Source organism: Enterobacter cloacae complex sp. 2024EL-00227 (assembly GCF_043945315.1).
Lineage (GTDB): Bacteria > Pseudomonadota > Gammaproteobacteria > Enterobacterales > Enterobacteriaceae > Enterobacter > Enterobacter roggenkampii.
In genome coordinates this window covers 155,748-177,742 of sequence record NZ_JBIMQP010000003.1, presented here as the reverse complement: position 1 = coordinate 177,742, position 21,995 = coordinate 155,748, and the positions used below count along the sequence as shown (strand labels likewise).

General features: G+C 58.4%; 20 protein-coding genes. 12 read left to right on the top strand and 8 right to left on the bottom strand.

What is annotated here, in order from left to right; all coding sequences use genetic code 11:
- Positions 1-8 precede the first annotated feature (8 nt).
- Genes ACHH0Z_RS06530 through ACHH0Z_RS06520 form a run of 3 tightly spaced genes read right to left on the bottom strand, consistent with a single transcriptional unit; the run spans position 9 to position 2,547 of the window.
- Positions 9-137, bottom strand: a complete 129-nt coding sequence (locus tag ACHH0Z_RS06530) for a DUF2474 domain-containing protein (protein WP_008501283.1) — start codon at positions 135-137, stop codon at positions 9-11.
- Complete coding sequence (gene cydB, locus ACHH0Z_RS06525; protein WP_032652069.1) at positions 137-1,147, bottom strand: cytochrome d ubiquinol oxidase subunit II; 1,011 nt, start codon at positions 1,145-1,147, stop codon at positions 137-139. The genes ACHH0Z_RS06530 and cydB overlap by 1 nt, the downstream gene beginning before the upstream one ends.
- Positions 1,147-2,547 (bottom strand): cytochrome ubiquinol oxidase subunit I, encoded by a 1,401-nt coding sequence (locus ACHH0Z_RS06520; RefSeq protein ID WP_021240254.1) that lies wholly within the window; start codon positions 2,545-2,547, stop codon positions 1,147-1,149. Before ACHH0Z_RS06520 ends, cydB begins: the two co-directional genes overlap by 1 nt.
- Before the next feature lie 391 nt (positions 2,548-2,938).
- Between ACHH0Z_RS06520 and ACHH0Z_RS06515 the strand changes: the two genes are divergently transcribed.
- The 9 genes from ACHH0Z_RS06515 to ACHH0Z_RS06475 all read left to right on the top strand — a co-directional run bounded on the left by ACHH0Z_RS06515 (position 2,939) and on the right by ACHH0Z_RS06475 (position 11,456).
- Positions 2,939-3,127, top strand: a complete 189-nt coding sequence (locus tag ACHH0Z_RS06515; protein ID WP_008501286.1) for a hypothetical protein — start codon at positions 2,939-2,941, stop codon at positions 3,125-3,127.
- A gap of 82 nt (positions 3,128-3,209) precedes the next feature.
- Positions 3,210-4,619: a PLP-dependent aminotransferase family protein gene (locus ACHH0Z_RS06510; protein WP_045410338.1), complete on the top strand. Its 1,410-nt coding sequence runs from the start codon at positions 3,210-3,212 to the stop codon at positions 4,617-4,619.
- 271 nt (positions 4,620-4,890) lie between these two features.
- Positions 4,891-6,036: a putative ABC transporter substrate-binding protein YdcS gene (gene ydcS / locus ACHH0Z_RS06505; protein ID WP_023344246.1), complete on the top strand. Its 1,146-nt coding sequence runs from the start codon at positions 4,891-4,893 to the stop codon at positions 6,034-6,036.
- 17 nt (positions 6,037-6,053) lie between these two features.
- Complete coding sequence (locus tag ACHH0Z_RS06500; protein WP_045410336.1) at positions 6,054-7,067, top strand: ABC transporter ATP-binding protein; 1,014 nt, start codon at positions 6,054-6,056, stop codon at positions 7,065-7,067.
- A gap of 1 nt (position 7,068) precedes the next feature.
- Positions 7,069-8,013, top strand: a complete 945-nt coding sequence (locus ACHH0Z_RS06495) for an ABC transporter permease (RefSeq protein WP_023292289.1) — start codon at positions 7,069-7,071, stop codon at positions 8,011-8,013.
- Positions 8,003-8,809: an ABC transporter permease gene (locus ACHH0Z_RS06490; protein WP_032652061.1), complete on the top strand. Its 807-nt coding sequence runs from the start codon at positions 8,003-8,005 to the stop codon at positions 8,807-8,809. Before ACHH0Z_RS06495 ends, ACHH0Z_RS06490 begins: the two co-directional genes overlap by 11 nt.
- 24 nt (positions 8,810-8,833) lie before the next feature.
- Entirely contained in the window at positions 8,834-10,258 is a 1,425-nt protein-coding gene (gene patD, locus ACHH0Z_RS06485; protein ID WP_021240249.1) for an aminobutyraldehyde dehydrogenase, read from the top strand.
- 182 nt (positions 10,259-10,440) lie between these two features.
- A complete protein-coding gene (locus tag ACHH0Z_RS06480; protein ID WP_013096478.1) occupies positions 10,441-10,614 on the top strand; it encodes a GhoT/OrtT family toxin in 174 nt (57 codons plus the stop codon).
- A gap of 86 nt (positions 10,615-10,700) precedes the next feature.
- On the top strand, positions 10,701-11,456 hold the full coding sequence (locus tag ACHH0Z_RS06475) for an alpha/beta fold hydrolase (protein ID WP_023292291.1): 756 nt from the start codon (positions 10,701-10,703) through the stop codon (positions 11,454-11,456).
- A 70-nt stretch (positions 11,457-11,526) separates the two neighbouring features.
- On the opposite strand, the gene ACHH0Z_RS06470 is transcribed toward ACHH0Z_RS06475, so the two are convergent.
- The 3 genes from ACHH0Z_RS06470 to ACHH0Z_RS06460 are packed head-to-tail and all read right to left on the bottom strand — an operon-like array spanning position 11,527 to position 18,036.
- Entirely contained in the window at positions 11,527-13,704 is a 2,178-nt protein-coding gene (locus ACHH0Z_RS06470) for a virulence factor SrfC family protein (protein ID WP_045410334.1), read from the bottom strand.
- Positions 13,701-16,682 (bottom strand): virulence factor SrfB, encoded by a 2,982-nt coding sequence (locus ACHH0Z_RS06465; protein WP_032663439.1) that lies wholly within the window; start codon positions 16,680-16,682, stop codon positions 13,701-13,703. Before ACHH0Z_RS06465 ends, ACHH0Z_RS06470 begins: the two co-directional genes overlap by 4 nt.
- Positions 16,683-16,686: 4 nt before the next feature.
- Entirely contained in the window at positions 16,687-18,036 is a 1,350-nt protein-coding gene (locus ACHH0Z_RS06460; RefSeq protein ID WP_045410332.1) for an SrfA family protein, read from the bottom strand.
- A 283-nt stretch (positions 18,037-18,319) separates the two neighbouring features.
- Between ACHH0Z_RS06460 and ACHH0Z_RS06455 the strand changes: the two genes are divergently transcribed.
- Positions 18,320-19,918 carry an ABC transporter substrate-binding protein gene (locus ACHH0Z_RS06455; RefSeq protein ID WP_032652043.1) on the top strand — a complete coding sequence of 533 codons (1,599 nt, stop codon included), beginning with the start codon at positions 18,320-18,322 and terminating at the stop codon, positions 19,916-19,918.
- Between the two features lie 100 nt (positions 19,919-20,018).
- On the top strand, positions 20,019-20,252 hold the full coding sequence (locus ACHH0Z_RS06450) for a YdcY family protein (RefSeq protein ID WP_023292296.1): 234 nt from the start codon (positions 20,019-20,021) through the stop codon (positions 20,250-20,252).
- A 3-nt stretch (positions 20,253-20,255) separates the two neighbouring features.
- Here ACHH0Z_RS06450 and ACHH0Z_RS06445 read toward each other — a convergent pair whose 3' ends face one another.
- Positions 20,256-20,705 carry a DMT family transporter gene (locus ACHH0Z_RS06445; RefSeq protein WP_023292297.1) on the bottom strand — a complete coding sequence of 150 codons (450 nt, stop codon included), beginning with the start codon at positions 20,703-20,705 and terminating at the stop codon, positions 20,256-20,258.
- A complete protein-coding gene (locus ACHH0Z_RS06440; protein ID WP_023292298.1) occupies positions 20,702-21,220 on the bottom strand; it encodes a GNAT family N-acetyltransferase in 519 nt (172 codons plus the stop codon). The genes ACHH0Z_RS06445 and ACHH0Z_RS06440 overlap by 4 nt, the downstream gene beginning before the upstream one ends.
- A gap of 148 nt (positions 21,221-21,368) precedes the next feature.
- Between ACHH0Z_RS06440 and ACHH0Z_RS06435 the strand changes: the two genes are divergently transcribed.
- The gene (locus ACHH0Z_RS06435; RefSeq protein WP_008501301.1) at positions 21,369-21,944 is read left to right on the top strand and encodes a helix-turn-helix domain-containing protein; all 576 of its coding nucleotides are present in this window, start codon (positions 21,369-21,371) and stop codon (positions 21,942-21,944) included.
- Positions 21,945-21,995 lie beyond the last annotated feature (51 nt).

Here is a 21,995-nt window from a genome sequence, read left to right as displayed (position 1 = left end):
GGATGACGTTAATGTGATTTAAACCCTGCCGCCGTCATCAGCATACGGAAGAGCATACTGACCGCAGCCAGCGCCAGTACGCTGCCGCCCCAGATAATGGCCAGCCACAGTAATCTTTTCCAGACCGGTTGTTGCATCAGTGATAACCCTCCCCATGCTGAACTTTGCCGCGAAATACGTAGTAACTCCAGAAGGTGTAGACCAGGATAACGGGAATAATCAATAGCGCGCCGACCAGCATAAAGCCCTGGCTTTGCGTCGGTGCGGCGGCCTGCCACAGGGTGATTGACGGTGGAATGATGTGCGGCCAGATGCTGATCCCAAGCCCGCTAAAGCCGAGGAAGATCAGCCCCAGCGTCAGGATAAACGGTCGGCTATGGCTGTCGGGATTATTCAGGCAGCGCCACTGATACAAACTAAAAATCACCACCAGGGCCGGGACGGGCAGCAGATAGAACAGGTTCGGCAACGTAAACCACCGCGCCGCGATGGCCGGCTGCGCCAGCGGTGTCCAGAGGCTGATCGCCGCAATAAACGCCAGCAGTACGAGTAACAGGGTTTTCGATACCTGACGCATCCGCTGTTGCAATGCATTTTCGCTTTTCATTACCAGCCAGGTCGAGCCTAACAGCGCGTAGGCCACCACCAGGCCCGCGCCGCAAAACAGATTAAACGCGGTAAACCAGTCAAAGGGGCCGCCGGTATAGGCCCGGCCGGTGACGGTAAAGCCGTTAATGACGGCGCCCACCGTCACGCCCTGGGTAAACGTCGCCAGAATGGAACCGCCTATAAACGCCTTATCCCAGAAAGGACGGTGTGCTGGCGTGGCTTTAAAGCGAAACTCAAACGCTACGCCACGAAAAATAAGACCGATCAGCATTAATGTGAGCGGAATGGTGAGGGCATCGATAATCACGGCGTAGGCCAGCGGAAAGGCGCCGAACAGGGCGGCCCCGCCAAGCACCAGCCAGGTTTCATTCCCGTCCCAGACCGGCGCGACGCTGTTAACCATCACATCGCGATCGTCGGCGTTCTGCGTGGCCGGGAACAGAATGCCAATCCCCAGATCAAAACCGTCCATCACGATATACATCAGCGTGGCAAAGACGATGATCACAAACCAGATAATGGAAAGATCGATACCCATTACGGCTGCTCCTTATGTTCAGTTGTGACGGCAGAAAGCGGGCGCGCCGGACGTCCGTCGGACTCGGTGGCGAAAGATTCATGCGGCTGCGGGCCTTTTCGGATGAGGCGCACCATATAGCTGTAACCCACGCCAAATACCGAGGTGTAAACAACGAAGAAGGCCAGCAGGCTCACGCTCATATGCAAATCGCCATGGGCAGAAACCGCATCCTTCGTGCGCTGGAGCCCATAGACCACCCACGGCTGGCGGCCCACTTCGGTGGTGATCCACCCGGCCAGAATAGCAATCAGCCCGGAGGGCCCCATCAGCAGGGCAAACCACAGGAAAGGACGGGAAGAATAAACGCGCTTTTTATAGCGCAGCCAGAGTGCCGTTACCCCAAGCAGCAGCATCAGCATGCCCAGGCCCGCCATAATGCGGAACGACCAGAAGACGATGGTGGAATTTGGGCGGTCTTCCTTTGGAAACTCTTTGAGCGCCGGAACCTGTTTATCCAGACTGTGTGTCAGAATAAGGCTTCCCAGCGCCGGGATCTCCAGCCCAAAGCGGGTGCGCTCCTGTTCCATATCCGGCCAGCCAAACAGCAGTAGCGGGGTCGGCTCGCCCGGCGGATTTTCCCAGTGCCCTTCAATGGCGGCAATTTTCGCGGGCTGGTGCTTTAAGGTGTTCAGCCCGTGCATATCGCCCACCATGGCCTGGAGGGGCGCGACAATCAGCGTCATCCACAGCGCCATTGAAAACATTGCCCGGATGGCGGGGGTATTATTCCCGCGCAGCAGATGCCATGCCGCGGATGCGCCAACAAACAGGGCGCTGCTCAGGAACGCGGCTATCGACATGTGCAGCAGGCGGTAAGGGAAGGAGGGGTTAAACACCACGGCGAACCAGTCCACCGGTACCACCTGACCGTTGACGATCTCATAGCCCTGCGGGGTTTGCATCCAGCTGTTGGAGGAGAGGATCCAGAAGGTGGAAATAATGGTCCCCAGTGCCACCATGCAGGTGGAAAAGAAGTGCAGCCTCGGCCCGACTTTATTCCAGCCGAACAGCATCACGCCGAGGAACCCGGCTTCGAGGAAGAAGGCGGTAAGCACTTCATAGGTCAGAAGCGGGCCGGTAATACTGCCCGCAAACTGCGAAAAGCCGCTCCAGTTGGTGCCAAACTGGTAGGCCATCACCAACCCGGAGACCACGCCCATGCCAAAATTGACGGCAAAAATCTTCGACCAGAAATGGTATAGCGAGCGCCAGACCGGATTTTTTGTTTTCAGCCACAGCCCTTCGAGCACGGCAAGATAGCTTGCGAGACCAATGGTGATGGCCGGGAAAATAATGTGGAAGGATACGGTAAAGGCAAACTGTATCCGCGCAAGGTGAAAAGCATCCAAACCAAACATGCACAACCTCAATGTCAAACGGTGTGCTGTTATGGTATAGGGGCGAAGATCGGACGAGCAGACGCAGAAAAGCGAATTTTAACCATAACAGTTGGCGTAAATTTCACGCTTTAGCCATCTGATATACCTCGCCGTTGTGGAATAAAAACATTCTTTTTATGAATTTTCCGCATTAAACCGCTTGCTTTGTCGTCAGCGTCGTGCGTTAATGGCCTTCTGGTTTTGAGTCCAAATAAATATCTGACGTAGTTTTATAAAGCAGTTCTCATCACGTTGTGCCTCTCCGCAGCCTCTCTTGGGTCTTTATCTACATTCCGATTCGTTTTGTTTAAAACCATTATGCCCAATCGGCCCATTAGTAATTTACGTTTTTACGTTTCAGGAGAATCCTATGACTTCTTATATCCATTTTCGCTGCCCATGCTGCCATGGTTCGCAGTACCGTACCTCAGCCTTTGACGTGTCTGAGAAAAACCCGTTTGGCGCGAAATGCATTTTTTGCAAATCGTCGATGATCACGCTCGACCACCTGGCCGCCGCGCGTTCCGCTCAGAGCCACGTGACCGAATACCGTAAGTAATTCATCTTCCAGACTATAACAGTTCGCTAAATCTTCTCTTTTTCTCCTGCTGATATACACTGTCGGTCTTAAGGAGAATCTGATGAAAAAATACCAGCGTCTGGCGCAACAAATTATCTCGCAGATTGAGCTTGGCGTATGGCTGCCGGGCGATAAGCTGCCTTCCCTGCGAGAGCAGGTGGCAAGCAGCGGCATGAGTTTTATGACCGTTGGCCACGCGTATCAGATGCTGGAAAGTCAGGGGCGCATTGTCGCCAGACCGCAGTCGGGCTATTACGTTGCCTCGCGCCCGACCGCACAACAGCCTGCGCCACCCGCTCAGGTGATGCGTGACGAAGCGGTGGATATCAATACCTACATCTTCGACGTCTTACAGGCCAGCCGCGACCCGTCCGTTGTTCCTTTTGCTTCCGCGTTTCCCGACCCCAGGCTTTTCCCGCTTCAGCAGCTCAACCGTTCGCTGGCAAACGTCAGCAAAACCGCGACGGCGATGAGCGTGATTGAGAACCTGCCGCCGGGAAACGTCGATCTCCGCCACGCCATTGCCCGCCGCTACGCGCAGCAGGGGATGAACATCTCCCCGGAAGAGATCGTGATCACCGCAGGCGCGCTCGAAGCGCTGAATCTTAGCCTTCAGGCGGTAACCGAGCCGGGTGACTGGGTGATTGTCGAAAACCCCTGTTTCTACGGTGCGCTGCAGGCACTGGAACGCCTGAAGCTTAAAGCGTTGTCGATTGCGACAGACGTCCGCGAGGGGATCGATCTCAACGCTCTTGAGCAGGCGCTGAATGAATACCCGGTTAAAGCCTGCTGGATCATGACTAACAGCCAAAACCCGCTCGGCTTCACGCTGAGCGCGGAGAAAAAAGCCCAGCTTGTCGCCCTGTTAACCCAGCACAACGTCCCGCTGATTGAAGATGACGTCTACAGCGAGCTCTATTTTGAACGTGAAAAGCCGCTCCCGGCGAAAGCGTGGGATCGTCAGGACATGACGCTACACTGCTCGTCCTTTTCAAAATGTCTGGTGGCCGGTTTTCGCATCGGCTGGGTGGCGGCAGGAAAACACGCGCGACGCATTCAGCAGCTGCAGCTGATGAGCACGCTTTCAACCAGTTCTCCCATGCAGCTGGCGCTGGTGGATTACCTGGCGACCAAACGCTACGACGCCCACCTGCGCCGCCTGCGGCGTACGCTGGCCGAGCGAAAGCAGCAGGCCTGGCAGTCACTTCATCGCCATATGCCTGCGGGCGTTAAAATTCACCATAACGACAGCGGCTACTTTTTATGGCTGGAACTGCCGGCACCGCTGGACGCGGGGCTGCTGAGCGAAAAGGCCTTAACGCACCATATCAGCATTGCTCCCGGAAAAATGTTTTCCACCTCTGACGCGTGGACGCCGTTCTTTCGTTTTAATACCTCCTGGGCCTGGGGAGAGCGGGAAGAGCAGGCGGTCATTCAGTTAGGAAAATTAATTAGCACGATGCTGGAATAATCCTTTTTCCGTTATTTAAATAATCAATTCTTATCCTGATGACGGCACTGCGACTATTTCGCGGTGACCCGTCATAGGAAATCTGCATACCGTCTCTCGCGCCTAACCCCTTGTCTATAATCCAGTTAACGGGGAATGCGCCCTCGGTCACACCTTGATGAAATTTCCTGAAGCCGAACGGTGCGGCGCATTTGCGCGGTCTACGTTTAATAAGGGAGATATTTTTACGGCACGGCTGCCGCTAAATTTCATTGCGACAGGAGTAACTCTTATGAGCAAAAAATTTGCCCGCAGCAGCCTGTGCGCGCTCGGCATGACTATCATGACAGCGCAAGCCGCAGAACCACCAAAGGCGATTGGCGACGGGGAAGGTCGACTGGATATTATCGCCTGGCCGGGATACATCGAGCGGGGGCAGACGGATAAAAACTACGACTGGGTCACCCAGTTTGAAAAAGAGACCGGGTGTGCGGTTAACGTCAAAACGGCGGCCACGTCGGATGAAATGGTCAGCCTGATGGCGAAAGGGGGATATGACCTGGTGACCGCCTCAGGCGATGCCTCCCTGCGGCTGATCATGGGCAAACGCGTCCAGCCGATTAACCCCGATCTTATCCCCAACTGGAAAACCCTCGACGAGCGGATTGTGAAAGGGGAATGGTTTAACGTCGGCGGTAAAGTCTACGGCACGCCGTACCAGTGGGGGCCAAACCTGCTGATGTACAACACCAAAACCTTCCCGACGCCGCCGGACAGCTGGAGCGTCGTCTTTACCAAACAGGATCTGCCGGACGGTAAAACCAATCAGGGACGCGTGCAGGCCTATGACGGCCCGATTTACATCGCCGATGCGGCGCTGTTCGTCAAAGCGACCCAGCCGCAGTTGGGTATCAAAGACCCGTACCAGCTCACCGAAGCACAGTATGCCGCTGTGCTTAAGGTACTTCGCGACCAGCATGCCCTGATCCACCGCTACTGGCATGACACCACCGTCCAGATGAGCGATTTCAAAAACGAGGGCGTGGTGGCCTCCAGCGCCTGGCCGTATCAGGCGAATGCCCTGAAGGCCGAGAACCAGCCTATTGCCACCGTCTTCCCGAAAGAGGGGGTGACAGGCTGGGCGGACACCACCATGCTGCACGCGCAGGCAAAACATCCGATGTGTGCCTACAAATGGATGAACTGGTCGCTGACGCCGAAAGTGCAGGGCGATCTGGCCGCATGGTTTGGCTCCCTGCCCGTGGTGCCGGAAGGGTGTAAAGCCAGCACGCTGCTGGGCGATAAAGGCTGCGAAACAAACGGGTATAACGAGTTCGACAAAATCATGTTCTGGAAAACCCCCATCGCAGAAGGCGGCAAATTTGTCCCTTACAGCCGCTGGACGCAGGATTACATCGCCATCATGGGCGGTCGTTAATTGCCCGGGAGCAGAACATGACGTACGCAGTCGAGTTTAACAATGTTTCCCGTCTGTACGGCGACGTCCGGGCGGTGGATGGGGTCACCATTGCGATCCGCGACGGAGAGTTTTTCTCCATGCTGGGGCCTTCGGGCTCCGGCAAAACCACCTGCCTGCGTCTGATTGCCGGTTTTGAACAGCTGTCAGGCGGGACGATTTCCATCTTCGGCAAAGAGGCGAGCGAACTGCCCCCCTGGGAACGGGACGTGAACACCGTCTTTCAGGACTATGCGCTGTTCCCGCATATGTCGATCCTCGACAATGTCGCCTACGGGCTGATGGTCAAAGGCGTCGACAAGAAAAAACGCCATGCGCAGGCCCGCGATGCTCTGGAAAAAGTGGGCCTGAGCTTTGCCATCGCCCGCAAACCTTCGCAACTTTCCGGCGGCCAGCGTCAGCGTGTCGCCATCGCCCGCGCGCTGGTAAACGAACCGCGCGTCCTGCTGCTGGACGAGCCTTTAGGGGCGCTCGATCTCAAGCTGCGGGAACAGATGCAGTTCGAGCTGAAGAAGCTTCAACAAGAACTCGGCATCACCTTCATTTTTGTCACCCACGATCAGGGCGAGGCCCTTTCCATGTCGGACCGGGTGGCGGTGTTCAATAACGGGCGCATCGAGCAGGTGGATACCCCACGCGATCTCTACATGCGTCCGCGCACGCCGTTTGTCGCCGGTTTTGTCGGCACCTCCAACGTTTTTGATGCGGGCCTTGCGCAGACGCTTTGCGGCATGGAGGGCATCTTTTCCCTGCGCCCGGAGCATATTCGCCTTAATGAACAGGGTGACGTTCAGGTTCAGGGCGTCGTGCAGGCCGTACAGTATCAGGGGGCTGCCACGCGTCTGGAGCTGAAGCTCGCCGATGGCGCCAAACTGCTGGTGAGCCAGGCTAACTTCAGTGACGCCTCGCCGCTGAGCGGCATTGCGCCGGGGCAGGCGGTCATGGCGTCATGGTCACGCGATGCGATGATCCGCCTTCACGAGGAGAGGTGAAATGGATATGAGCGTTGCGCATCCTCCCGCCCCACGCGGCCGCCTGAGCCGCATGACGGCCCTGTTCTGGCGAAAGCCGTCGCTCGGTCTGTTCCTGCTTCTGCTTGCGCCGCTGATGTGGTTTGGCATCGTCTATTTAGGATCGCTGCTGACGCTGCTGTGGCAGGGGTTTTACACCTTTGACGATTTCACCATGGCGGTCACGCCGGATCTCACGCTGGCGAACATTCAGGCGCTTTTCAACCCGGCAAACTACGACATCATCCTGCGCACGTTAACGATGGCGATTGCGGTGACCATTGCCAGCGCCATCCTCGCATTCCCGATGGCCTGGTACATGGCGCGATACACCAGCGGCAAGTGGAAGGCTTTCTTCTATATCGCCGTGATGCTGCCAATGTGGGCGAGCTATATCGTTAAAGCCTACGCCTGGACGCTTTTGCTGGCGAAGGACGGCGTGGCCCAGTGGTTTCTCAGCCATCTCGGCCTGGAGCCGATTCTGACCTCAATCCTGACGCTCCCGGCAATTGGCGGCAACACCTTGTCCACCTCCGGGCTGGGACGGTTTCTGGTCTTCGTTTACATCTGGCTGCCGTTTATGATCCTGCCCGTCCAGGCGGCGCTGGAGCGCCTGCCGGCCTCGCTGCTGCAGGCCTCGGCCGACCTCGGCGCGCGTCCCCGTCAGACGTTCCGCTATGTCGTTCTGCCGCTGGCCATTCCGGGCATTGCGGCGGGGTCCATTTTCACGTTTTCCCTGACGCTGGGGGACTTCATCGTTCCTCAGCTGGTCGGCCCGCCGGGCTACTTCATCGGTAACATGGTCTACTCCCAGCAGGGCGCTATCGGCAATATGCCGATGGCCGCCGCGTTCACGCTGGTTCCCATCGTGCTGATTTCTCTTTATCTGGCGTTCGTGAAACGTCTGGGAGCATTCGATGCACTCTGAACGCGCACCGCTGTTCCTGAAAGTGGCAGCATGGGGAGGCGTCATCTTCCTGCACTTCCCGCTGCTGATCATCGCGACCTATGCCTTCAACACCGAGGACGCCGCCTTCAGCTTTCCGCCGCAGGGGCTGACGCTGAAGTGGTTTAGCGTGGCGGCGGGGCGCGGCGATATCATCGAATCCGTGACGTTGTCACTTCAGATTGCCGCGCTTTCTACCGCTATAGCCCTTGTGCTTGGCACGCTTGCTGCAGCAGCGCTGTGGCGAAGCGCGTTTTTTGGCAAGAATGCGATCTCTCTGCTGCTGCTGTTACCGATTGCGTTACCGGGGATCATCACCGGCCTGGCGCTGCTGACGGCTTTCAAAACGATCAATCTTGAGCCGGGGTTTTTCACCATCGTGGTCGGACACGCCACCTTCTGTGTGGTGGTGGTGTTTAACAACGTGATTGCCCGGTTCAGACGCACCTCCTGGAGCCTGGTGGAAGCGTCGATGGATCTCGGGGCTGACGGGTGGCAAACCTTTCGCTATGTGGTGCTGCCCAATCTGGGTTCCGCGCTGCTGGCCGGGGGAATGCTGGCGTTTGCCCTGTCGTTTGACGAGATCATCGTCACAACGTTTACGGCGGGACACGAGCGCACGTTACCGCTGTGGTTGCTCAACCAGCTCGGGCGTCCACGCGACGTGCCGGTCACCAACGTCGTGGCTCTGCTGGTGATGCTGGTGACAACTCTCCCCATTCTGGGAGCCTGGTGGCTAACCCGCGACGGCGAAAACATTGCCGGCAGCGGGAAATAACAGTGAATTCAACAGGAAAATGCTATGCAAAAACATCTGCTGATAAACGGTGAGCTGGTTGCCGGAGAAGGTGAAAAACAGCCGGTTTATAACCCGGCCACCGGAGAGGTGCTGCTGGAGATTGCTGAGGCGTCAGCGGCCCAGGTCGACGCGGCGGTGCTGGCGGCTGACCGTGCTTTTGCGGCGTGGGGACAAACGACGCCGAAAACCCGCGCCGAGTGCCTGCTGAAGCTGGCGGACGCGATTGAAGCGCACGGTGAGGCGTTTGCCCGGCTCGAGTCCCTCAACTGCGGCAAGCCGCTGCACTGCGCGCTGGGGGATGAAATTCCGGCGGTGGTCGACGTTTTCCGTTTCTTTGCCGGGGCCGCCCGCTGCCTGAACGGTCTGGCAGCGGGCGAGTACCTTGACGGTCACACGTCGATGATTCGCCGCGATCCGGTGGGCGTGGTGGCCTCTATCGCGCCGTGGAACTACCCGCTGATGATGGCAGCCTGGAAGCTGGCCCCCGCGCTGGCGGCAGGGAACTGCGTGGTGATAAAGCCCTCTGAGATCACGCCCCTGACCGCGCTGAAGCTGGCAGAGCTGGCAAAAGATATCTTCCCGGCGGGCGTTCTGAACGTGCTGTTTGGTCGCGGGAAAACGGTCGGCGACCCGCTCACCGGGCACGAGAAGGTCCGCATGGTTTCGCTGACCGGTTCGATCGCGACCGGGGAACATATCATCGGCCATACGGCGTCCTCGATTAAACGCACCCATATGGAGCTGGGCGGCAAAGCGCCGGTGATCGTGTTTGATGATGCTGACCTGGATGCGGTGGTTGAAGGCGTGCGGACGTTTGGCTTCTACAATGCCGGGCAGGACTGTACGGCAGCCTGCCGCATTTATGCCCAGAAGGGAATCTATGCCCAACTGGTTGAAAAACTGGGTGCCGCAGTCGCCAGCCTTAAAATGGGGGCGCCGGAAGACACCTCGACCGAACTGGGACCGCTCAGCTCGGCCGCCCATCTGTCACGCGTCTGTCAGGCCGTCGATGAGGCGAAAGCGCTCGGCCATATCCGCGTTGTCACCGGCGGGAGCAAAAAAGAGGGGGCGGGCTACTACTTCCAGCCAACCCTGCTGGCGGGAGCAAAACAGGACGACGCCATCGTTCAGCGCGAGGTGTTTGGCCCGGTGGTGAGCGTCACCGAGTTTGATGACGAGGCGCAGGTGCTGGCCTGGGCAAACGATTCGCAGTACGGCCTGGCGTCATCGGTCTGGACCAAAGACGTGGGGCGCGCCCATCGCCTGAGCGCGCGCCTGCAGTACGGCTGCACCTGGGTGAACACCCATTTTATGCTGGTGAGCGAAATGCCGCACGGCGGCATGAAATTATCGGGCTACGGGAAAGATATGTCGGTCTACGGGCTTGAGGATTATACGGTTGTCCGGCATGTCATGATCAAACACTGATCCGCTTAGCCTGGCCGCTTGCGCGGTCAGGCGTTCTCTTTGCCCGCCAGATGTGTTACGTAAGATACTCAATTGTTATTAGCCATAATTTTTAAGTGGTTATTCTGTAACGAAAAAACTTGATCTGTGTCAACATATGACGCATATTGCGTGCGGTTATTTTTTCGGCTCTGGTATACAGAATGACGTTGTATCAAAAGATGTTGGTTTTTTACGCAATCATGGCTTCCATCTGCGCGTTAATCACCTGGTTCCTCTCAAAAGACCGCAAACGTATCCGCCTGCTGAGCGCTTTCCTGGTGGGGTCAACCTGGCCAATGAGCTTTCCCGTTGCGCTGTTGGTCTCGCTTTTCTGAAGCACGCTTCCAGTTTTAAAAGATGAACATAGCATTCCTGATGTGATAACTGTATAAATACACAGTGCATCATAAAAGGAGTGCTTATGAACAGTTTTTACTCGCAGCAGGCCGGTTGCACCGTACGCTGGCACGACTTGCCCGGCTCCGGCGATCCCGTGGTGTTCATTCACGGGCTGGGCTGCGCCGCTTCCTATGAATATCCCCGCGTCGTTCGTGACCCGCTGTTTGGCGCACGCAGAGCCATTCTCATCGACTTGCCCGGCAGCGGCTACAGCGATAAGCCTGAGCACTACAGCTATAAAACCACCGACCAGGCGCACGTTGTGGCGGAGCTGATTGACCATCTTAAACTGGATTCCTTCTGGTTATACGGCCACAGCATGGGCGGCAGTATTGCTATCGAAACGGCGGGGCTTTTGGCTACGCGCGTGAAGGGGCTGATGGTGTCAGAACCCAATTTTCATGCGGGTGGGGGCATGTTCAGCCGGTCAATCGCGGCGCAAAGCGAGCAACAGTTTCTGGAGCAGGGTTACGACGCCATGCTCAGCGCAGAAAAAACGGCGTGGGCAGGGTGCCTGCAGAGCAATGCGGCTTATGCCGTCTGGCGCGGTGCATCTGGCTTGGTGGCGGGCGTTGAACCGGAATGGGAAGCGCAGTTCCTGTCACTTCCTTGCCCGGTAACGTTGATTTTTGGCGAGCTCTCTCTGCCGGATGACGATGTGGAAAATCTGCAACAGAAAGGCGTTGAGGTAAAAATTATCCCTGCGGCGGGGCACTCTATGTCGTGGGAAAACCCCTCTGCACTGGCGCAGGCATTAGCCGGGTGTATGACGATGTAATTATTGTACAATTTATCATCGTTGCGAAATGTAGGCCGGGTAAGCGCAGCGCCACCCGGCAAGAAGGCGGCTACATTATTAAAGCACGTAGTGCCTGACGAGCGTCAGGCTGAACATCATGCGGGTGATGGTAATCAATGCTCTCGATCGCGCGGCTATAGAGCGCGACCAGCCAGTCGTAAACGTACGCGGTAGCCGCATGGACCGGCTGTTCGCCCAGACGCGTCAGGCGGGGCTCGGCGCTGCTCACCACCGGGGTGACGAAGATGGCCTGCCCCTTGCGGATGCGGCTTGCCGGGCGCGTCGCCACGGGGGTCTTGTCGTAACCCAGCCAGCCAACGAAATTGCCCATCACGGCATGCAGTTGCGCAGCGCTACTCTTATCCGCTTCGACAATTCGCTGCAGCTGCTGAGGCAGATCCAGCCGGTAGCTGGTGACCACCAGCACATCCGCAATTTGCTGTAACACCGCAGGATCCAGCCCAAGACGGGCGGCTGTCGCCTCGTTGCGGCTCCACTGGCGCAGATGATTTATCCAGACTTTGTGCGCCAGGCGCGCTTTGTCTTTGGTCTGGTACAGACCGGCGCTTTCCTGGGCGTTCTCGGCAAACAGGTCAATGGTATCCGTAAATAGCCCGTTAACCTGCTCCTCGCGCGGCTGCTGAACGGCCAACAGCGTTTCAAAGGCCTTCAGCGGCGGCAGCAGGCCTTCAAGCAGCTCGCCGTGGCGGGCGGCGCTGCTTTGCAGCGTGCGCACCATGTTTTCTGCCTGAGTGCGTCGAATACCTGGCTCCTCAACCAGCGGTGCCAGGTAGCTTTGCATCATCGCCGAGAGCTCCAGACGCAGCGCGTTTTTGAGCGTGCCGAGACGCTTCTGTCGCTGCGCGGGCAGCGTGGCCTGAGACAGCCACTCAATGACGCGCTGCATGCTGTGGCTGTCCAGAGCCTGCAGCGTGCCCCAGCGCAGACCGGGCTTCCCGAGCAGATGCTGTACGGCTTCATCGAGATTCTGCCGGGTGGTAAAGCGAGCGTCGTGCGGGGTGATCGCCCATACCAGACCCGGCAGGGCAGATTCTTCCGCAGGCTGCGTCTCCCTGACCCAGTTCATTAACACTTTTGCTTTTTTGGCCGTCTGTTCGTGCTGCGCCGTCGCGTTGCAGATGACCAGCACATCCGGCTGGAGCTGTTGACGATAGTGCTCAAGCAGCCACTGGGATTTTGCCTGGCGTAGCGGATCGGCATGGCGGTCTTCAAACACAGGGATATCAATGATATCGACACTATCCAGCGCGCCGTTCTCAACCGGAAGCACCAGTTCACGGGTCAGGAAGGCCAGCACATCGACGGGGAGGCTGATGGCGTTCAGCATCTCACCGTTGTTCAGCGGATGGAGAAGCGTCTCTTGCGTATTCTGCAGCGCTACCGAGCCGTCGTGCGTCAGGAACCCTTCGCCAGGCAGCCCGAAGCTATCCACCAGCAGGCTAAGGGGGGCAGCAATCTCGCTGGCATGGCTGGTCTGGTGCAGCACATGGGCCAGATTTAACCACTGCTGGGTCAGTTCCTGCTGCTCGCCCCACAGCAGCGACCACACGCTGGCGCGGGTGCTGAGATCGAGCGAAGGCACCAGTTGGGCGAACTCGTGCCACAGGGCATCATCAATTTGCTGTTTCGCGGCGGGTACCGTGCTCTGCCAGAAGCGGGCAATCGCCCCCACGTCCTGCGCCGTGATGCCGGGCACGCTCTGCGGCTGACGCAGGCCGCGCCATTTCTCCAGGCGGGTCTCAATGACCGCCTTATCCACCGCGCGCATCTGCGGGTGCAGCGTCGTGCGGGCAATAAACAGCTGCACCAGCTCGGCCTCGGTGACCAGGCTCAGGCGCAGCGGAAACGCCTCGTCAAGCGCTTCCGGGGTTTTCCGGGTGAAGCGGACGGCCATGTTGGTCAGGGCATGTCCCGGATTGATATGCGAAAAATAGTCAAAGGTGCGCTGGCCTGGCGTCACGTTCAGGCGTCCATTGCCGCTGCCGCACAGCGACAACAGCAGGTGCGCTTTCGCGCTCTGCGAATGGCCGTAAAGCCCGATGCTGCTCTGACGGGTCATGGCGCGTTCAATGGCCTGCTCGCGCGCCTGCGCCGCGTTGATGCGGGCAAGCAGGGCGTCGGCATCGTTATCCAGCACGGGGGCGTTCAGGCGCGTCTCGTTGATCCACCCGATTAAGGCCTGAGTGGTGGTGGTCGTCGCTGTCATTTCAGGTATACGCTCCCGCTGTCGATCCAGTAGTGGCTGCCGCTGTGTCGGCGGTCGGCCAGGGTATTCAGTTTGAAGGTTAAGGCGTCAGGCGCCACCGGCGTGCCGTCCTGCAGCCAGGCATCGCTCAGCTCGAAGGCCTCCGGGCCTTCATGCTTGCTGCCGCCGCAGAGTTTGAGCCGCACGTTCAGCACGCCGTCGCCGGCAATCGCTTTTGCCAGTTCGGCCGAGTTAATGCTGAGCGTGTAGAGCGGCGTGGCAGGCCAGCGCGCGTTCGCCAGCTGGCGGAAGCCGAGGGTGACGTTACCGCGCAGCGGGAAGTGCAGACGCGCGTCAAGCTTCGCACCGGGTTTATCAAGATCGATATCCTGATACCAGACGTTTTCCTCGCGCAGGGTATTGACGGTGTTATCCAGCACGCCCAGATAGCGCACGGTGGAATACGCGCCAATGTCCGCGGCTTTAAAGTTGAAGCGCGGCAGACGCAGGTCAAGCGCCAGGCTGCAGAGCATGGCCCCCACGGCAGCGGTCGATTTCGGGTTGCCAATGCGCCCCTGCTGGCTGAACGGATACCACTCATGCACCTGGTATTTATCCAGCCAGACGATGCGGTTGACCGGCACCGGCTGCAGGTGGCGAATCAGCGCCTGAACGCCAGGCAGGCAGCCCGGGCGTCCGGTGATCAGCAGAATGTCGCAGCTATAATGGGAGATCGCCTCACACACCGCGTGGAGCGGGGAGGCCAGCGTAAACTGCCCGGCCAGCATCGCATCCTGCATTTCGCGGAAATTGACGTGCAGCGGCACGGCGAAGAGGTCAAAAGCGTCAGAACCCGCAGGCAGGGCATGGTCGATCGCCTGCTGCAGATAGTTCATCACGTTGCGGGTCGGCTTCTGCGGCAGGAGATCGCCAAAGGTGGCGTGCAGACCAGCCAGCGGATCGTCAACGTCGCTGGACTCCCACCCGGCAAGAATCGCATGGCCAAGCGGCATAAACAGCTGCAGCGCCGTCTGCTGGCGCAGTACGGCCTGGGTATCAATGCGCCCGGAGTCGCCGAACAGTGAAGCCATCAGGAGCGAGGCGTCTGCGATACCGGATTTTTGCAGCTGCGTTTGCAGGGCGGGCAATACGTAGCGCTGAATCACGTCCAGAAGCGTATCGTCGCCCGCGACCTTAAACCCTTCCCGGAACAGCAGCTGCGGGGTGATTTTGACGTTATTGCCGGAGCCGTCGTCCAGCTGGTAATGGGTGATCGCCATATCCGTTGTGCCGCCGCCGATGTCGATGGACGCGACGCGCAGCGCGCGTCCCGGCTGGCTGCCCGGCTCAGGCTCACGGTCCGGACGGGCAAGGGAGGCGAAGAAGGCCTCGGTCTGGCCGCCAAAGCGGGAGATGGCTTCGTTATACAGCCAGACCAGCTGACCGCAGCTGGCTTCATCCCACTCCATCTGGATTTCCGGTACCGGCACCACGCTTTTTTCCTGCTGTTTGCGGGTGACAAAATCCTCATCCTGCGGGTGCCAGCCCATCGCTTTCCAGACAATGGCGATGGCTTCAAACATGCGGCGTCGGAAGATCTCGCGCTCCTGCTTTGGCATGGCGGAGGGCAGCGTCAGGATCAGCGTGCGCAACTGGCGCGGCGAGGCAGGGAAGCCCAGGCGCAGGCGCGTGGCGACGCTGTTGATCTGCCCCAGCGCCTGTGCCAGCAGCTCGCACAGCATATGGGTCATCAGGGTGCTGCGGCTGTATTGCGGCGAGAAGACCGGCAGGCGCTCGTCCTGCGGCAGCGTGAAGAGCGGCTCGCCGTCATCGTTCATCAGGTTCATCAGCGGGAACGCGGTGGCAAGCGGTTCACGCTGGGTCTTGCTGTTCATCTGGCTAAAGCGCCAGTCCTGCACGACCGGGGTTTCATCCCACAGGTAGCGACGCGGGCTGGAGATACCGCTGTTGCCCTCGGTGCCCAGACGCTGCATCGCCAGCTTGCGGGCCTCATCGCCGACGCGGACAATCGACGGCCAGACAAAGGCATCTTCGCGACCGCTTTCCACCGAGAAGTGCTGCTTGCCAAAACGCGCTTCCGAAAACTCGAGACGGCTGGTGAACAGCGGTTCGTTCAGGAACTGCGGCTCGCTGAGCGAGCGGACCTGCAGCTCGGCGGTCTGGCGCAGCCCATCGTTGGCATCGCCGTGGTCTTCAATAATGACGCCGCAGGTGTGGGTATTGCCCACGTCGAGGATCAGGTCGACCGGAATGGCAGGCGTGCTGAGCGTATGGGTGACAAATTTTACTTCCGGCACGGTGAGCTGTTCACCGAGCATGGTCAGCAGGTTGAGCCAGTGGGCCTGATACTCAAAGCTGCGCATCGCCTGCTGCAGGTCGCGTTCAGAGCGGTTCTCAACGCCGTCGGCATACTGGGTAAACGCCTCGCGCAGCCAGCCGTCAATCCAGGTCTGATCGAGGAAGCTGTCTACCTCGCTATCGCGCCACGCCAGCGCGAAGCGGGTGCCGTTCAGAATATCGTTTTCCACCGGAGAGAGCGCGGACGTGGCATGGTCGGCAATCTGGCTGTCAAGCGCGAGGGTCACGCGGTGGGTATTGCCTGCCGTGTCGGGGGTCTCAAGCTTGCGCACCTGAACGCGGGCCCAGTTATCCGGCCCTTCCACAAACGTCCGCGGCGGGTTGAAGCGCAGGAAAGGAACCGGAAGCCAGACGCCATCCAGTACCGTCAGCGACTGATGCAGCGGGATAGTGGTTTCCGGCTTGACCACTTCAGGCTGGCCGCCGTTCATGCCGGGCAGGGTATAGCGACCGTTGACCAGGTCGAAATCGAGGCGCAATAGCGGGCCGTTCGCGGTTTTACGTACGAAGCGCCCGTTGCTGGCGGAGTCCTGCGGCGTCAGACCGAAATCGAGGAACTGCACGCCGCTGTTGGCAATAAGCGTGACGCTTTGTTTATAGTCGCAAAGATTTACCAGCATAAGATCAGGCACCTGCTTTCTTGAACGTCAGTGGGACGACGGTGTTGGCATCATAACGGGCGCGACATTCTGCGATATCGCTGGTGCCTGCTTTACAGGCAATTTCCGGCATCGGGTAGCGGGAACCGTCGGTGCAGCGGGCAGTACCGCGACTCTTAATCATCAGCTCGCCATTGCTGTGCAGCCCGGAGAAGACCTCCGCGCGGCAGACAATGTTGTCGCCGTGGACAACGCGGGCGAAACCTTTATTGTTCTGGATCTGATAGCGCAGCGACGGCGGCTTGCCGGTCACCGGATCCTTCACGTCGAGGATGGCGCGCCAGGTGCCGTTCAGGAAGCGCGTCGAGCCCGCTTTCACCTGATTCGCTTCCATCACCATGGCGTCTTTCGGAATGGCGACAATCACCACCGGAGCAGGTTGTGGCGCAGCTTCAGACGGAGCCGCTTCTTTTTCTTTGCTGGCCACGACCTCTGCCTGATGCAGCGGTAACTTCAGCGCCAGCGGTTCAACCGCCTTGATCGGCTTTGGCGCAATCTCCACGGGTTCAGGTGCGGGTGCCGGGGCGGGCTCAGCGGAAGGCGCCTGTTTCGGCCACAGCAGCGGGGCGGCAACGGCGGCGACGATCACGGCGGCAACCGGCAGGGTCCACAGGGGAACGCGGCGCTTTTTCACGATGTTCGCCGGAACAGGTTCCTGGACTGGTTGCGCAACGACGGGGGCCGGTTCGGGCTCATACAGCTCCTCCGGCGTAATACGCACCACCGTGGATGGGGCGATCAGCGGCTCGTCAGCATGCTCAAAGGTCATCACCGGCTCTGGCTCAGGCTCGGGTTCAGGATCGTCAATCACAACGGGGGCTGGCTCAGGGATCAGGGACTCACGCAGGCAGTCGAGGACATCGTCGCGCGCGTTCTCGTTGAGGTTTACAAATCCCCAGAAGCTGATGACCGGCTTTCCGTCCACCAGGAAGAGGAAGTTTTCGCCCGGGAACTGAAATGCCTTCGACAGCAGAGAGCCAAAGAGCTGTTGCGCGGTTTTGGGCGACTGCAGGCATTTCTTGCTTAATGACTCGACGCTGGCGAGCGTGTTTTCCAGATAGCGCAGGGCGCGATAGCGATCATCTTCATCGGCCGCTTTCCAGCTGGTTACGCTCCCTTCAACCGGGGAATACCAGTCCACGCGGTCGCCGCTGTCGTTGACCTGAGGAATCGCCAGACAGTCGACGATGGCCTGTTGTTTGCGCAACCGGAGCGCTTCCCGGATTTGCAACGCTGATTCGAAAACGGCTTGTCCGCCGCCGCCAACGGCCTGAAAATCATCCAGATTACCGCTGCGTAAAAGAGTTTTTGCCACGATTTGATCCCATATACTTCTTCACACCATTACTTTAACGAACCGAGGACGCAACCAAACGGAGGAAGAGACGCTAAAAGCGCCGATTTCTTGCGGCATAGAAAGTGACGGTTGTGCTTGACGAATAATGGCACTTAAGACAAATCGTCTTTCTGGGTGCTGGCGGTTAAAACAGCAAAAACCGCGGCTTTAGAATAACCTGATAGTGTTTCGTTATTTGCCAGGTCAAAACGCCTGTGCTGTTATTACTGTCCTATATAATAAAACTGTCAGGGTTATAACCATGTCTACAGGGAAAACACTGCTCGCCCTTGCGCTGAGCGCGCTGTTACCAGCCGGTGCCGCATGGGCGGCAAATAACGACACCCTTATTTACTGTTCAGAAGCCTCCCCCGAGTCCTTCAACCCGCAAATCGCCAGCTCTGGCCCGTCTTTTGTGGCCAGCTCTCAGGTGCTGTATAATCGTCTGATCAATTTCGACCCGGTGAAAAACACCCCGGTGCCGTCGCTGGCGGAGTCCTGGACAATCTCCCCGGACGGCAAGACCTATACCTTTACCCTGCGTAAAGGGGTGAAGTTCAACAGCAACAAATACTTCAAACCGACGCGCGATTTTAATGCCGATGACGTTATTTTCTCGGTCATGCGCCAGAAAGACCCTAAACACCCGTACCACAACGTGTCGCAGGGCAACTACGAATACTTTAACGATGTGGGTCTCGATAAGCTGATCCAGGACGTTAAAAAGGTCGATGACTACCACGTCCAGTTCACACTCAGCGAACCCAACGCCGCGTTTCTGGCCGACTGGGGGATGGATTTCGCCTCGATTCTCTCCGCGGAATACGCCGACGCGATGCTGAAAAAAGGCACGCCTGAAAACGTGGACACCTGGCCGATTGGTACAGGGCCATACGTGCTGCAGCAGTATAAAGTGGATTCTCTGATCCGCTACGTCGCGAACCCGAACTACTGGGAAGGTGAGGTGCCGACGAAGCATCTCATCTTCTCCATTACGCCAAACGTGGAAACCCGCCTGGCGAAGCTGCAGACCAACGAGTGCCAGATCGTTCCTGCGCCATCCCCGGTTCAGTTTGACGCCATCAAGAACAACAAAGACCTGACGCTGCACGCCGTCGATGCGCTGAACGTCGGTTATCTGGCGTTTAACACCGAGAAAAAACCGTTTGATAACGTGCTGGTGCGTCAGGCGCTCAACTACGCGACCGACAAGAAGGCCATCGTTAATGCGGTCTTTATGGGATCGGGCACGGTGGCAAAATCGCCGATCCCGCCAAATATGCTGGGCTTCAATAAAGACCTGAAGGACTACAGCTACGATCCTGAAAAAGCGAAAGCCCTGCTGAAGCAGGCGGGTCTGGAGAAGGGCGCGGAAGTCACGCTGTGGTCAATGCCGGTGCAGCGTCCGTATAACCCGAATTCGCGTCGTATCGCGGAGATGATCCAGAGCGACTGGGCGAAAGTCGGCGTGAAGGCCAAAATTGTCTCTTACGAGTGGGGCGAATATCTCTCCGGAATGCGTAAAGGCGAGCATGACTCCGCGCTGTTTGGCTGGATGTCCGACAACGGCGACCCGGACAACTTTGCCGACGTGCTGCTCGGCTGCAACAGCATTAAAACCGGCTCAAACGCCGCGCGCTGGTGCGATAAGGGGTATGATGCCCTGGTACAAAAAGCGAAGCTGACCAGCAGCCCGGCCGAGCGCGCGAAGCTCTATGGCCAGGCGCAGGAGATTTTCTATCAGCAGGCGCCGTGGATCGCGTTGGCCAACGGGAAAACGTTCTACGCGACCCGCAGCAACGTGAGCGGGTACAGCGTAAGCCTGATGGGCAGCGATTTCTCAAAAGCGAAGCTGAACTAAGCCTTTTTAGCCGGGTGGCGGCTCCGCCTTACCCGGCCTACATTTGGCACCTGTAGGCCCGGTAAGCGTAGCGCCACCGGGCACATAACGAGGAGTGACAATGTCACATTTAAACGAAGTTATCGCCCGCGTCGATGCCGCCATCGAAGAGAGCGTGATTACCCACATGAACGAACTGCTGATTGAATTAAGCGATGATGCGGAGCTGAGCCGTGAAGAGCGCTACACTCAGCAGCAGCGTCTGCGCACCGCGATTTCGCACCACGGTAAGCAGCATAAAGAGGAGATGGACGCGCGTGAGGAACAGCTGACGAAAGGCGGCACCATACTGTAACCATCAAAACTGGCGTCGCGCCACCAGCCAGGCCCCGACCACCAGCATCACCGCGCCGCACACCGGGCCGATCAGGGCGCGCAGCGGGATGCCCTGGCTCCTCAGCACGTCCAGCACCAGCCCGCCAATCAGCTGGCTTGCCACCAGCACGGCGATGGTCGTCGCCGCGCCAACGTTCTGATAGCCGCTGATGCTGGCAAACACAAAAAACGACCCCAGCAGCCCCGGGATAAGCGTCCACCAGCGCACCGTTGCGGCGAGCTCGCTGAACCCGGCGACGCCCTGTTTCAGCAGCAGAATGCTGACAAACAGCACGATGCCGACCAGCGAATTCAGCAGCATCGCGATTAGAATGGTGGAGGAGGACTGGGTGATACGCACCATCAGGGTGTTTTGCACCACCAGGCCAATGCCCGCCGCCACCAGAAACGCCAGCGTCAGTGACTGATTCATGGGATCGCGTCCGGGTCGCTGCGCTCGTCCAGCTGCAGCTGCATAAAGGTTAAGTCCAGCCAGCGGCCAAACTTGGTTCCCACCTGCGGCATTTGTCCGGTCGTCACAAAGCCGAGCGTTTCATGGAGATGAATCGAGGCATGGTTTTGCGCTTCAATCCCGGCCACCATCACGTGTTTCCCGATGGCGCGGGCCTCGTTAATCAGCGCCTTCATCAGCGTGCGGCCAATCCCTTTGCCCTGATGGGCCGGGTGGACGTAGACCGAGTGCTCAACCGTATGACGGAAACCGTCAAAGGCGCGCCAGTCGCCGAAAGAGGCGTAGCCGGTGATTACGCCGTCTTCCTCGCTCACCAGAACCGGGTAGCCCGCAAGCGAGCGCGCCTCAAACCAGGCGATGCGGTTATCGGTATCGACGGTTTTATCGTTCCAGATCGCGGCAGTGTGCAGCACCGCGTGGTTGTAAATCTCGCCTATCGCAGCGCAGTCTTCTTTGCAGGCATGACGAACGATCATGATGAAGCCTCTGTGTGTTGTTCACTATAGTATTACGTTATCGCTACGATATTACACAACTGTATCGCCCGATCGCTACGGTATAAGCCATATTTTTTTGTTATCAAAAGCCCATTGAATTGCCGTTCATACACTATAGTATGACGTCATGAACACCATAACAGACACAATGAATCAACGGATTAGCGCAAGAATTCGCCTTGAACGCGAGTCTCGCGGGTGGTCCCTGAGCGAACTGGCGGACCGGGCAGGCGTCTCCCGCGCCATGATCCATAAAATCGAGCGCGGGGACAGTAGCCCGACAGCCACCTTGCTTGCCCGCCTGTCGGGCGCGTTTGGCATCAGCATGTCAACGCTGATTGCCCGGGCCGAAATGCAGGAGGGCAAGCTGCTGCGCCTGGCAAATCAGCCCGTCTGGCGCGATCCGCAGACGCACTACCTTCGCCGCCATGTTTCCCCCCGTACCGATCTGCCCATCGACCTGGTTCAGGTTGAACTGCCTGCGGGCAGCGATGTTCCGATGCCGGCCTCTTCTTACGCGCTGGCGCGTCAGCTTATCTGGCTGCAGTCCGGTGAGCTGGTGTTTCAGGAGGGCGATACGCGCCACGAAATGCACGCCGGAGACTGTCTTGAGCTGGGGCCGCCTAATGACTGCCGGTTCATTAACGAGACGAACGAAACCTGCATCTATCTGGTTGTACGCCTCAATCAGTCTGGCTCGTAATGCTAATGCGATAACGCCGAACGTGAGCCAGGCTGTAATGACATTTGTACC